This is a genomic window from Primorskyibacter marinus (assembly GCF_003313245.1).
GTDB lineage: Bacteria > Pseudomonadota > Alphaproteobacteria > Rhodobacterales > Rhodobacteraceae > Primorskyibacter > Primorskyibacter marinus.
Genome location: NZ_QJSD01000003.1, coordinates 35216 through 48715, shown reverse-complemented (window position 1 = coordinate 48715; position 13500 = coordinate 35216). Strand labels below are relative to the sequence as shown.

The following is a 13500-nucleotide window of genomic DNA, read 5'->3' as shown; positions in this document are numbered from 1 at the left end:
GAAGCAATGGTTAATGAACTAGAAACAAGTTTTAGCGATTTGAAAGTATTTGAACAGCCCTGTCCAGATTTTCGGGAGACAGCTGACCTAACGGCAGATAATCGCCTATAAAAAGTCGCGCAGCATCGCGATCAGCGGGATATCTGCCGGAGGCATCGGATAGTCGCGCATCTCTATCGGCCGCACCCATTTGAGGGTCTGACCTTCCTGGGCACGCGCAATGCCCTGCCATTTTCGGCAAGCAAAAAGCGGCATGAGAAGGTGAAAATCATCATAGCTGTGGCTGGCGAAGGTCAGCGGCGCAAGACAGCTTTGCCAAGTGTCGATGCCCAACTCTTCCTGAAGCTCGCGAATCAGTGCCGCTTCGGGGGTCTCTCCGGGTTCGACCTTGCCGCCGGGAAACTCCCAAAGGCCCGCCATCGACTTGCCCTCGGGCCGCTGTGCCAACAACACGCGCCCGTCACGGTCGATCAACGCGACGGCGGAAACGAGAATGGTTTTCATCGGCGTCCTTGTGTTGAAGACAGGGCCAGGGGCCAGCCCCTGGAACCCCGGAGTATTTTCGCCAAGAAGAAGCTTAAGAGCGATAATCCGCGTTGATCGAGATATAGCCGTGGGTCAGATCGCAGGTCCAGACTGTCGCCGCGCCCTGGCCGAGACCCAGTCCGACATTAATCGAGATTTCGGACTGTTTCATAATCGCCGCGCCCTGGTCTTCGCGGTAATCGGGCGAAACCCAGCCGTTTTCCGCCACCAGAACATCGCCGAAACGAATGGTCAGCAGGTCGCGATCCGCCGCGGCACCAGATTTTCCGATGGCCATGACGATGCGGCCCCAGTTGGGATCTTCGCCCGCAATAGCGGTTTTCACCAGCGGCGAGTTGGCGATTGCCAATGCATGCGTGCGCGCATCGGCATCCGAGACCGCACCGGTCACGTTGATCTCGACAAATTTCGTGGCACCTTCGCCGTCGCGCACAACCTGATGTGCGAGGTCCAGCATGACCTTGTGCAGCGCGGCGCGGAAGGCGTCATTGCCCGCCTCTACCTGTACGCCCGATGCGCCGGTCGCGGCCATCAGCAGCGTGTCGGAGGTCGATGTGTCGCTGTCCACGGTGATGCAGTTGAATGTGGCATGGTTGATCTCGGATACCATCTGTTGCAGGGCGTCAAAGCCGATCTGCGCATCGGTGAAGATGTAGACCAGCATCGTCGCCATATCGGGCGCAATCATGCCGGAACCTTTGGCGATGCCTGCGATCTGCACGCGGCCACCCGGAAGGTCGACAGTGGCAGCGCTGCCTTTGGGGAAGGTGTCGGTGGTCATGATGGCGCCCGCCGCATCTGCGATGCCATCCGGAGACAGGGAGGCCGTCAGTTCATCAAGTTTGGCGGTGATCCGGTCATGGCGCAGCGGTTCGCCGATCACGCCGGTGGATGAACTGAACACGCGGGCCTCCGGCAAGTCCAGCGCATCGGCCACGGCGGAGGTCACGGCTTGCGTCGCCTCGACCCCGTTGCGGCCAGTGAAGGCGTTGGAATTCCCGGAATTCACGATGATTGCCGCGCCGGGCGTCTGGTCGCCGCCAAGTTTGCCCTGACAATCCAGCACCGGGGCCGAGCGGGTGGCCGACCGCGTGAAGACGCCCGAGACCGTGCTGCCCGGCGCCAGCCGTGCCAGCATCACATCCGTCCGGCCAGCGTAACGAACGCCGGCCTCTGCGACGGCGAATTCAACGCCACCAATCACCGGGAGTTTAGGAAATGCAGCCGGTGCGAGCGGAGAAACCGCGAGCGTCTTCGCCATGGGTCAGTCCTCTAGCAGGGAGAGGTCGTTGAGCGCGTCTGTGTCGAGATCTGCCTTGTCGGTGCGGGTGATCTCTGCCGCGTCGACCAGTTCAGCAATCTTTGCCTCGACCGCGGCGCGCTGGATTGTGCCCGACAGCTCTTCGCGCACGGCATCCAGTTCAGGTGCGCTTTTTGTGCGGGTCTCGATCAGCTTGATGACATGCCAGCCAAACTGGGTTTGCACCGGGTCGGAAATTGTCCCGTTTTCCATACCCTCAACGGCCGCTTGGAAGGGCTCGACCATCATGCCTGCGCTGAACCAGCCAAGCTCACCACCATTCGGGCCGGAAGGTCCGGTGGAGTTTTCGCGGGCAAGCTCTGCAAAATCGGCACCGCCATTCAGCTCTTTCACAAGGGCTGTGGCTTCTTCTTCTGTTTCCACCAGAATATGCGCCGCGTTGAATTCCGGGCCCATCTCGACACCGACATATTTGGCGTCATACGCGGACTGAATGGCTTCGTCGGTCACGGCATCTGTTGCGGCCATCTCGATCGCTTCGCTGGCCAGAAGGGTCCGGCGTTCATTATCAAGCGCGATTTTCACACGCCGGGTTTCCGTGGCGTCATCTGATTGGGCAAGCGTTTCCTGCTGCACCAATTGTTCAAGAATACCGTCGAACAGTGCCTCGGCAGGCATCTGCTGGTACTGTTCGGGCAGCGTGGCACGGACCATGATCATGTGGCCAAGCGTGATCTCGGTGCCATTCACCGTGGCGACGACCGTATCGGCGCTGGGGGTATCCTGGGCCTGCAAAGGCATCCCCATCATGCAGATCAGCGCAATAGTCGACAGTTTGGTGAGGTGTTTTGGCATTGATTCGTCCTTCCTGGGCGGATGCGCCCTTGGGCGGCGTTGACACTTTTCCGACCGACCCTTACATCGCCGAGGGGCTATTGCCAGACCGATCATTCACCCGACTCATATGGGGTGTGTGCGAGGCGGGCAAGCAGGATGCCACACACGATGGCGTCAGAAAGCGACGGAGAGACCATGCTCGGATTCGGAAAACTCGCGCGGAAGGTGTTCGGAACGCCGAATGACCGCAAGATCAAAGCGACACGCCCGCTTGTCGAAAAGATCACCGCGCTGGAGCCGGATTTCGAGAAACTGTCCGACGAGGGGCTGATCGAGAAAACCGCAGAGCTGCGCAAACGGCTGGCGGACGGTGCCAAGCTGGACGATCTTTTGCCGGAAGCCTTTGCCAATTGCCGCGAGGGCGCCAGGCGTGCCTTGGGCTTGCGGGCCTTTGACGTTCAGTTGATGGGCGGCATTTTCCTGCATCAAGGCAATATCTCGGAGATGAAGACCGGCGAGGGCAAGACGCTGGTCGCGACCTTCCCGGCCTATCTGAACGCGCTGTCGGGCAAGGGTGTGCATATCGTCACCGTGAACGACTATCTCGCACGGCGCGATGCCGACTGGATGAGCAAGGTCTATGCGGCCGTCGGCATGACCACCGGTGTTGTCTATCCCCAGCAACCCGAGGACGAGAAGCGGGCGGCCTATGCCTGTGACATCACCTACGCCACGAATAACGAGCTTGGCTTCGACTATCTGCGCGACAACATGAAGTCAGAGCTGAGCCAGATGAACCAGCAGGAACACAATTTCGCGATTGTGGACGAGGTCGACAGCATCCTGATCGACGAGGCGCGCACCCCGTTGATCATCTCTGGTCCGGCACAGGACCGGTCCGAGCTTTATGTCAGCATCGACCGGCTGATTCCCGATCTGACCGACGAACATTTCACCATTGACGAAAAAACCCGCAACGTGACCTTCACCGATGAGGGCAACGAATTTCTCGAAAAGCAGCTGCTGGCTCGCGGTATCCTGCCCGAGGGGCAATCGTTGTATGATCCGGAAAGCACGACCGTCGTGCATCACGTCAACCAGGGTCTGCGCGCGCATAAACTGTTCCAGAAGGACAAGGATTATATCGTCCGCGACGGCGATGTTGTGCTGATCGACGAGTTCACCGGGCGGATGATGTCGGGACGCCGGCTGTCAGAAGGTCTGCATCAGGCAATCGAGGCCAAGGAAGGCTGCAAGATCCAGCCCGAGAACGTGACCCTGGCCAGCGTCACCTTCCAGAACTACTTCCGCCTTTACAACAAGCTTGCAGGCATGACCGGGACGGCGACCACCGAGGCCGAGGAATTTGCCGAAATCTACGGGCTGGGCGTGGTCGAGGTTCCGACCAACCAGCCGATTGCGCGGATTGACGAAGACGACAAGGTTTTCCGCACAGCCCGCGAGAAATACGACGCCATCGTCGAAGAGATCAAACTGGCGCATGAAAAGGGCCAGCCGGTGCTTGTGGGCACGACCTCGATCGAGAAATCCGAGATGCTGTCGCAACTGCTGACCACGGCGGGCCTGAAGCACAACGTGTTGAACGCCCGTCAGCACGAGCAGGAGGCACAGATCGTCGCCGATGCGGGCAAGCTGGGCGCGGTGACCATCGCCACGAACATGGCGGGGCGCGGAACCGACATCAAACTGGGCGGCAATCTCGACTTCAAGGTGATGGAAGCCATCGCCGCCGATCCCGATGCCAATCCCGACGAGGTGCGCGCCCGCATCGAGGCCGATCACGCCGCCGACGAGCCTGCGGTCAAGGAAGCAGGCGGGCTTTTCGTACTGGCAACCGAACGCCACGAAAGCCGCCGCATCGACAACCAGCTGCGCGGCCGATCCGGCCGTCAGGGCGACCCCGGACGGTCCTCGTTCTTCCTGTCGCTTGAGGACGATCTGATGCGGATCTTCGGGTCCGAACGGCTGGAAAAAGTGCTGTCCACCCTTGGGATGAAGGAAGGCGAGGCGATCGTGCATCCTTGGGTGAACAAATCGCTGGAACGCGCACAGGCCAAGGTCGAGGGCCGCAACTTTGATATTCGTAAACAGTTGCTGAAATTCGACGATGTGATGAACGACCAGCGCAAGGTGATCTTCAGCCAGCGCCGCGAGATCATGGAAACCGAAGACCTGTCGGAGATCACGCAGGATATGCGTGAACAGGTGATCGACGATCTCGTGACCCAGTATATCCCGCCCAAGACCTATGCCGATCAGTGGGACATGCAGGGGCTTTATGCCGCTGTGATTGCAGAGCTGAACCTCGATGTGCCGGTGATTGGCTGGGGCGAAGAGGAAGGCGTGGACGACGAGGTGATCCGCGAGCGACTGGAAGAAGCCGCCGAAAAGAGCATGGCCGAAAAGACCGAGGCCTTTGGCGAAGACACGATGCGACAGATCGAAAAGCAGCTCCTGTTGCAAACCATCGACGGCAAGTGGCGCGAGCATCTTCTGACGCTGGAACATCTGCGCTCGGTCGTGGGGTTCCGCGGCTATGCGCAGCGTGACCCGTTGAATGAATACAAGACCGAGGCCTTCCAGCTGTTCGAATCGATGCTCGACAGCCTGCGCGCCGAAGTGACGCAAAAGCTGGGCCAGGTCCGCCCGATGTCCGAGGAAGAGCAGAAGGCGATGGCCCAGCAGATCGCCGCGCAACAAGCAATGATCCAGCGTCAGGCCGAAGCTGCCGCTGCTGCATCCGCACCGCAGCCTGACAGCGCGCCTGACGCGCAGGATGGCACAGCCGCCATATCAGGGTTCGACGAGTCCAATCCCGAAACATGGGGCAATCCGGGCCGCAACGATCCCTGTCCTTGCGGATCGGGAAGCAAGTTCAAGCATTGCCATGGCAAACTGACCTGACAGGCACGCAGTGCGGCGGGTTTAGCTACAACAATCCCTCCGCCCGAAAGCTCAACTCGCGCGATTTTCCAACGATCAGGTGGTCGTGCAAGGTAAGCCCCAACGCATCAGCCGCCGCCTGAACCTGTCGTGTCATGTCGATATCCGATTGTGACGGTGTCGGATCGCCCGACGGGTGATTATGCACAAGGATAAGCGCGCTGGCATTCAGTTCGAGTGCGCGCTTGACCACTTCGCGCGGGTAGACCGGCACATGATCGACGGTCCCCTGCGCCTGCGCCTCATCCGCGACCAGCACGTTCTTGCGGTCCAGAAAAAGAACGCGAAACTGCTCTGTCTCGCGATGCGCCATCGTTGTGTGGCAGTAATCCAGAAGCGCATCCCAGCTTGACACGACCGGGCGCTGAATGACGCGCGCCCGCGACAATCGGTGCGCCGCGGCCTCGACAATTTTCAACTCCTGCACCACGGCGGGGCCCACGCCTTTCAGCTCTTCCAGCCGCGCGGCGGGTGCCGAAACGACCCGGTTGAAATCGCCGAAAACGTCGATCAACTGCCGCGCAAGGGGTTTGACATCCTGCCGTGGAATGGCGCGAAACAACACCAGTTCCAGCAATTCGTAATCCGGCATCGCATCCGCACCGCCTGCCATGAACCTGTCACGCAGCCGCTTGCGATGGTCAGCCAGATAGGATGGTACCTTGCCGCCGGAGCGGATGGCGACCGGTTCGGCCTCATCCGTAAAGAAGATCGGAAGTGGCGGTTCAGAGAAGTTCTGGCGATGTGTCATAGATGGAGCATGCCGGAAAGAGCGTAAGCAAACCGTTAACCGCCGACAGGCGGGCAGCTTGGCCCGATGTCATCACAGCGTGCCGCCACGAGGTTGCAAACCGGTCACTTCGCGCTGCGCTTGCCCTTGCACCTCCGGTCAGTCTAGACCGGGTTGACGCGAACACGGGACGGACTCATGACATTTGAAACAATCATTCTGCTGGTCGTCAGCGGATTTGCCGCCGGCGTGCTGAACGCCGTTGCCGGCGGTGGCACGTTCATCACTTTCCCCGCGCTGGTTTTTACAGGCGTCCCGCCGATCGCAGCCAATGCGACGGCAACCGTGGCTGCCCTGCCCGGCTACATCGCCAGCGCCTATGCCTATCGTAGCAACATTGCTAAAGAAGGCGTTTTGAAGGTCCGTATCATCCTGTTGATCGCACTGGCTGGCGGACTGGTGGGTGCCGTCCTGCTTATGATCACCCCGTCAGAGCTGTTCTCGGGCCTTGTACCGTGGCTGCTGCTGGTCGCGACGGTCCTGTTCGCAGTCGGCCCATGGTTCGTCAAGCGCCTGCAAAAGGCAGGGATTGGCGCGGCGGGTCCGGCGCTTTCGATCTTTGCCTTCAGCGTCGTCAGCACTTATGGCGGCTATTTCAACGGGGGGCTCGGGATCATCCTTCTTGCGACGATGGGGTTGATCGGCTTTACCAATCTGGATGGAATGAACGGCCTGAAGAACCTGATGTCGGCGGTAATTTCGGTAATTTCAGCCGGAGTTCTGGCACTGGCCGGTCTGATCTGGTGGCCACAGGCGCTGGTGATGGCGGTGGCAACCACGGCGGGTGGTTTCTTTGGTGGCTGGGCCGCGCAACGGATTACAAACAAGGCGCTGTTGCGCGCAGGCATTGTCATGGTTGGCCTGACAATGACCGTCATTTTCTTCATGCGGCAGTAATCGCAGCACGCCTTTTTCGCGGAAAACTGCTTCTGCGATCCTTTCCGACAAAGGAAAAGGACCGGGGAATGCCCGGTCCTTTTCGTATTTTGAAGCTCGATCCAAATTAGGCCTAGTGCTTTTTCTTCTTCGGCGGCATCAGATCGGTGATCGTGCCCTCGAACATCTCGGCCGCGAAGTTCACCGTTTCCGACAGGGTCGGGTGCGGGTGGATTGTATGGCCAAGATCGACAGCATCCGCGCCCATCTCGATGGCAAGCGCCACCTCGGAGATCAGGTCGCCCGCGTTGGTGCCGACGATCAGCCCGCCGATGATCCGGTCGTCCTCGGGATCAAAGAGCAGCTTGGTCATGCCTTCGGAGCGGCCATTCGACAGCGCCTTGCCCGACGCGGCCCATGGGAACACGCCCTTTTCGTATTTGATGCCCTTGGCCTTGGCCTCTGTTTCGGTCACGCCGGCCCATGCAACCTCTGGATCGGTATAGGCGACCGACGGGATCAGACGCGCATCGAAGTGACGATTCTGACCGGCACAGACCTCTGCCGCGACCTTGCCTTCATGCACGGCCTTATGCGCCAGCATCGGCTGGCCCACGACGTCTCCGATGGCAAAGATATGCGGCACGCCGGTACGCTGCTGACCGTCCACGGCGATAAATCCGCGGTCGTCCACGGCCACACCGGCCTTGTCGGCATCAATCAGCTTGCCGTTGGGCTTGCGACCCACGGCGACCAAAACCTTGTCAAAGATGCCGGCGCTTTCTTCGCCCTTGGCATCCTCGAACGTGACTTTCAGCCCGTTTTTCTGGGCCTTGACGTCCGTTACCTTGGTCTTGAGCATGATCTTCTCATACCGCCCCTCAATGCGCTTGTGCAGAGGTTTGACGATGTCTTTGTCGGCACCTGGTATGATCTGGTCCATCAGCTCTACTACGGTAATCTTGGTGCCTAAAGCATCATAGACGCAGGCCATTTCCAGACCGATGATCCCGCCGCCCAGAACCAGCATCCGTTTCGGGATGTCTTTCAGTTCCAAGGCACCGGTGGAATCGATCACCCGATCATCATCCTGCGGAATGAACGGCAGGTTCACGGGCTCGGATCCGGCGGCGATGATGCACTGATCGAAGCTGACATTCTTCACGCCGTCATCGCCGGTGACCTCGATCATGTTAGGCCCGGTGAATCTACCGTAACCGTGCACAACCTCGACCTTGCGAGCCTTGGAAAGCCCCTTCAGACCGCCGGTCAACTGACCGACAACGCTGTCCTTGAAGCCGCGCAAGTCGTCCAGATTGATCTTCGGCTTGCTGAAGGAGATACCATGCGCACCCATTTCCTCGGCCTCGGTGATGACCTTGGCGACATGCAACAACGCCTTGGACGGGATACACCCAACGTTCAGGCAAACACCGCCAAGCGAGGGGTATTTCTCGATCAGGATGACCTTCTTGCCCAGATCCGCCGCACGAAAGGCAGCCGTGTAGCCGCCGGGACCAGAGCCCAGAACGACAATCTCGGCATGCAGATCGCCCTTGCCCGACGCGGTGCCGGTCGCAGCGACCGATTCCGGTGCCGGACTTGATCCGGCACCTTTCGGCTCAGCCTCTTTGCCAGACGCCGGGGCAGCCCCTGCATCGTCGGCAGCATCGGCCCCTTCGAAGACCATGATCACAGCGCCTTCGGAAACCTTGTCGCCTTCGCTGACCTTGATTTCCTTGACGGTGCCGGCCGCGGGGCTGGGCACCTCCATCGTGGCCTTGTCACTTTCAATTTCGATCAGCGGATCCTCGGCGGCGACAGTGTCGCCGACCGAGACCAGAACGCTGACCACGGGCACATCGGTGAAATCGCCGATATCGGGAACTTTAATGTCCATCTTGCGATCTCCTTACCACATCAACTTGCGCATATCGCCGAGCAGGGTCTTCAGCGTCACGGTGAACCGTGCAGCCAAGGCGCCATCCACCGCGCGGTGGTCATAAGACAGCGACAGTGGCTGCATCAGGCGCGGCACAAATTCCTCGCCATTCCAGACCGGCGCCATCTTGGACCGTGCAAGGCCCAGAATCGCCACTTCCGGCGCGTTGACGATAGGGGTGAAGGATGTACCTCCAATGCCGCCAAGCGAAGAGATCGTGAAGGTGGCACCCTGCATGTCCTTGGACTTCAACTCGCCATCGCGGGCTGCCTTCGACAGACTCATCAGCTCTTTCGAGATCTCGACCAGCCCCTTGCGATCGGCATCCTTGATCACCGGAACCATCAGACCGTTGGGCGTATCGGCTGCAAAACCGATATTGTAGAAATCCTTCTTGATCAGTTTGTCCCCATCCGGATGGATCGAGCTGTTGAATTCCCAATGCTGCTTCAGCGCCGAAACACTTGCCTTGATGACGAAGGATAACAGCGTGACACGGTAGCCCTCTTCCTTGGCCTGCGTGTCCATCTCCTTGCGGTACTTGTCCAGCTCGGTGATGTCGGCCTCGTCGTTATGCGTCACATGCGGGATGTTCAGCCAGGACCGGTGCAGCGCAGGACCAGACAGCTTCTTGATCCGCGACATCTCCACGTCTTCGACAGGTCCGAATTTCGAGAAATCCACAGCCGGGATCGGCGGGATGCCCATACCGCCCTGCGCACCACCTGCCGCAGCCGCCGCCGGGGCAGCAGTGGATTTAAGCGCCTTCATCACGTCTTCGCGCAGGATACGTCCCTTGCGGCCTGATCCGTTGACCTTCGTCAGATCGACTTCGACATTGCGCGCAAACGCACGCACGGATGGCGAGGCATGCACCTTGCCAAATCCCGCATCCGTCACCGGTGCAGCCGCAGGCGCGGCGGCCGGGGCGGATGCAGGCGCACCAGCCGGAGCAGATGCAGGCGCTTCGGATTTCGGCTCTTCCTTGGGGGCGTCGGCGGCACCGTCACCTTCAAGGATCAGGATCACCGCGCCTTGGGATACCTTGTCGCCTTCGGCAATCTTGATCTCCTTGACGACGCCTGCGGCGGAGGACGGAACCTCCATCGTCGCCTTGTCGGATTCCAGTTCCACGATCGGGTCTTCCTCGGCGATGGTATCGCCAACGCTGACCAGAACCGTGACCACGGGGACATCGTTGAAATCGCCGATATCGGGTACTTTGACTTCGGTTGTCATATTACTTGTCTCCTCTCGTCCCGCTGGTCACACAAGGCGCGGGTTCGGCTTTTCGCCGTCGATGTCATATTTGCTCAGCGCGGATTTCAGGTCTTTCTCGGACACGGCACCCTCGCGGAAAAGATCCACCATGGCGGCGGCGGCGATGTGATTTGCATCCACCTCGAAGAAGCGCCGCAGGTTCACCCGGCTGTCCGACCGGCCAAAGCCATCGGTGCCCAGAACGGTGAACCGGCCCGGCACACAGGCGCGGATCTGCTCGGCGTAGTTCTTCATATAGTCCGTGGCTGCAATGATCGGCCCCTTGACCCCGTCCAGAACCTTGGCGGCATAAGCCTGCCTTGGCTCCGACAGCGGGTTCAGACGGTTCCACCGCGCCACGTCCTGACAATCACGCGCCAGTTCGTTCAGGCTGGTGGCCGACCACAGGTCAGAGGTTACGCCGAAATCTTCCTTCAGCATCTCTGCCGCCTTCATCGCCTGCACAAGGATCGTGCCAGAGCCGAGCAGGTTGACATGCTTCTTGCCCGGACGCGCGGTTTTCTTCATCCGGTAGAGACCCTTGATGATGCCCTCTTCGACGCCCATCGGCATTTCGGGATGCTGATAGTTCTCGTTCATCAAAGTCAGGTAGAAATAAACGTCTTCCTGATCCTGATACATCCGCTTCAGCCCGTGCTGGACGATGACGGCAACCTCATAACTGAAGGTCGGGTCATAGCTGATACAGTTGGGGATCGTGCTCGCAAGGACATGGCTGTGACCATCCTGGTGTTGCAGTCCCTCGCCGTTCAGCGTGGTCCGTCCGGCGGTGCCGCCCAGCATGAAGCCGCGCGCGCGACTGTCGCCCGCCGCCCATGCCAGATCACCAACCCGCTGGAACCCGAACATCGAGTAGTAGATGTAGAACGGAATCATCGGAACGCCGTGGTTGCTGTAGGCCGTCGCGGCGGCGATCCAGTCAGCCATGGCACCGGCCTCGTTGATGCCTTCCTGAAGCACCTGACCGTCCTTGGATTCCTTGTAATACATCATCTGGTCGGCGTCCTGGGGCGTGTAGTTCTGCCCCAGCGGGTTGTAGATCCCGGCGCTGCGGAACAGCCCCTCCATGCCGAATGTGCGCGACTCATCCGGTACGATCGGCACAACCTGTTTGCCGATCTTCTTGTCGCGCAGCAGCGTCGTCAGGATGCGCACAAACGCCATCGTGGTCGAGATTTCGCGGTCGCCCGTGCTTTCCAACTGCGCCTTGAACTTGTCGAGACCGGGTATTTCAAGGCTTGGCACATCGCGCCAGTGACGTTTGGGAAATTCGCCGCCAAGCTCTGTGCGACGCTCGGTCAGATAGGCCTTTTGCGCATTGTTGAGGCTGACAAACGGCGCCTTGGGCAGGTCTTCGTCCGAGACAGGAATCTTGAAGCGGTCACGGAAAGCGCGAAGCTGATCCTCGACCATCTTCTTTTGCTGGTGCGAGGTGTTTTGCCCCTCGCCAGCCGTCCCCATACCGTAGCCCTTGATCGTCTTGACCAGCAGGCAGGTTGGCTGCCCCTTGGTTTCCGTCGCGCGCTTGAAAGCCGTGTAGACCTTTTGCGGGTCGTGCCCGCCACGGCGCAGCGACCAGATCTGTTCGTCGGTCCAGTCTTCGACCAGCGCGGCGGTTTCCGGGTATTTGCCAAAGAAATGCTCGCGGATATAGGCACCATCCTTCGATTTGAAGGTCTGGTAGTCGCCATCCACAGTCTCGTCCATCAACTGACGCAGACGACCAGAGACGTCTTTTTCCAGCAACGCGTCCCAGCCCTTGCCCCAGAGCAGCTTGATGACGTTCCAACCGGACCCGCGGAAGTTGCCCTCCAGCTCCTGCACGATCTTGCCGTTGCCGCGCACCGGGCCGTCAAGCCGTTGCAGGTTGCAGTTGACCACGAAGATCAGGTTGTCCAACCCTTCGCGCGCCGCCAGCGAAATCGCACCAAGACTTTCCGGCTCGTCCATCTCGCCATCGCCAAGGAAGCACCAGACCTTGCGGTCCGCCATGTCGATATGGCCGCGGTTGTGCATGTATTTCATGAACCGCGCCTGATAGATCGCCATCAACGGGCCAAGGCCCATGCTGACGGTCGGGAACTGCCAGTAATCCGGCATCAGCCAAGGGTGCGGATAAGACGACAGGCCCTTGCCGTTCACCTCGGAGCGGAAGTTTTCCAACTGCTCTTCGGTAATGCGGCCTTCCATGAAGCTGCGCGCGTAGATGCCCGGAATCACATGGCCCTGAAAGAATACCAGATCGCCGCCGTGGATCGCCGATTTTGCCCGCCAGAAGTGGTTCAGCCCGATGTCGTACATCGCCGCCGAAGACGCAAAGCTGGCGATATGCCCGCCATATTCGCTGCTTTCCTTGTTGCGGCGCACGACCGTCGCCATGGCATTCCAGCGGTTGATCGTCCGGATCCGCCACTCCATTTCCTGGTCGCCCGGCATTTCAAGCTGGTCGTCCATACCGATCGTATTCTGATACGGCGTCGTGGAGGAAAACGGCAGCATCGCGCCCGCGGCGCGCGCCTGGCTTACGGCCTTGTCCAACAGGTAATGCGCGCGATCGGCACCGTCCCGCTGTATCACATCCTCTATGGCATCCTGCCATTCCTGGCTTTCGATCGGATCAAGATCTTTCTGATGTTCGGTCATGCATCCTCTTCCCTAGGTCCCGGCAACAGCGTTGCCGCTATTTTCGTTTAGCATTAAACCATTTTCTCCAACAGCGGCTTTTTCTGTCGGGTAAAAACTGCACATCGAGTAGCACAGGCATGGTGTCCGTAAAAAGATGGGCTGACGCATATCCTCTTTGCACGTGACGCATGGCTTAATGTTTAAAGCTAAACATTTGCCGCCCGCCATGTTCATTACGTCCAGAAATTTCATTCTGTTTCCCATGCACTGTCTTGAAAGTTGACAGATATGGGCAATTCGTCAACCGGAGAATTAAGGCGCAGTTACGCAATCGATTGCGCATCGCACATTACGCATTGCACATTGCGCATTGCGCCG

Annotated in this window: 9 protein-coding genes; 2 read left to right on the top strand and 7 right to left on the bottom strand. The window is 59.5% G+C overall.

What is annotated here, in order from left to right; genetic code table 11:
* Nucleotides 1-105: 105 nt before the first annotated feature.
* From mutT to DMZ65_RS07020, 3 genes are all read right to left on the bottom strand, one after another.
* Nucleotides 106-504 carry an 8-oxo-dGTP diphosphatase MutT gene (gene mutT / locus DMZ65_RS07030; RefSeq protein WP_116598212.1) on the bottom strand — a complete coding sequence of 133 codons (399 nt, stop codon included), beginning with the start codon at nucleotides 502-504 and terminating at the stop codon, nucleotides 106-108.
* A gap of 73 nt (nucleotides 505-577) precedes the next feature.
* Entirely contained in the window at nucleotides 578-1807 is a 1230-nt protein-coding gene (gene argJ, locus DMZ65_RS07025; protein ID WP_116598211.1) for a bifunctional glutamate N-acetyltransferase/amino-acid acetyltransferase ArgJ, read from the bottom strand.
* Between the two features lie 3 nt (nucleotides 1808-1810).
* Nucleotides 1811-2662, bottom strand: a complete 852-nt coding sequence (locus DMZ65_RS07020; RefSeq protein ID WP_116598210.1) for a peptidylprolyl isomerase — start codon at nucleotides 2660-2662, stop codon at nucleotides 1811-1813.
* A gap of 177 nt (nucleotides 2663-2839) precedes the next feature.
* On the opposite strand from DMZ65_RS07020, the gene secA reads away from it, so the two are divergent.
* Entirely contained in the window at nucleotides 2840-5569 is a 2730-nt protein-coding gene (gene secA, locus DMZ65_RS07015; RefSeq protein WP_116598408.1) for a preprotein translocase subunit SecA, read from the top strand.
* Between the two features lie 25 nt (nucleotides 5570-5594).
* Here secA and radC read toward each other — a convergent pair whose 3' ends face one another.
* On the bottom strand, nucleotides 5595-6359 hold the full coding sequence (gene radC, locus DMZ65_RS07010; RefSeq protein ID WP_116598209.1) for a RadC family protein: 765 nt from the start codon (nucleotides 6357-6359) through the stop codon (nucleotides 5595-5597).
* Nucleotides 6360-6536: 177 nt separating this feature from the next.
* Here radC and DMZ65_RS07005 point away from each other — a divergent pair, with 177 nt between their 5' ends.
* On the top strand, nucleotides 6537-7295 hold the full coding sequence (locus tag DMZ65_RS07005) for a sulfite exporter TauE/SafE family protein (protein WP_116598208.1): 759 nt from the start codon (nucleotides 6537-6539) through the stop codon (nucleotides 7293-7295).
* Nucleotides 7296-7407: 112 nt separating this feature from the next.
* Here DMZ65_RS07005 and lpdA read toward each other — a convergent pair whose 3' ends face one another.
* The 3 genes from lpdA to aceE are packed head-to-tail and all read right to left on the bottom strand — an operon-like array spanning nucleotide 7408 to nucleotide 13140.
* Nucleotides 7408-9174 (bottom strand): dihydrolipoyl dehydrogenase, encoded by a 1767-nt coding sequence (gene lpdA / locus DMZ65_RS07000; RefSeq protein ID WP_116598207.1) that lies wholly within the window; start codon nucleotides 9172-9174, stop codon nucleotides 7408-7410.
* Between the two features lie 12 nt (nucleotides 9175-9186).
* Entirely contained in the window at nucleotides 9187-10455 is a 1269-nt protein-coding gene (gene aceF, locus DMZ65_RS06995; RefSeq protein ID WP_116598206.1) for a dihydrolipoyllysine-residue acetyltransferase, read from the bottom strand.
* A gap of 27 nt (nucleotides 10456-10482) precedes the next feature.
* A complete protein-coding gene (gene aceE / locus DMZ65_RS06990) occupies nucleotides 10483-13140 on the bottom strand; it encodes a pyruvate dehydrogenase (acetyl-transferring), homodimeric type (RefSeq protein ID WP_116598205.1) in 2658 nt (885 codons plus the stop codon).
* Between the last annotated feature and the right edge of the window lie 360 nt (nucleotides 13141-13500).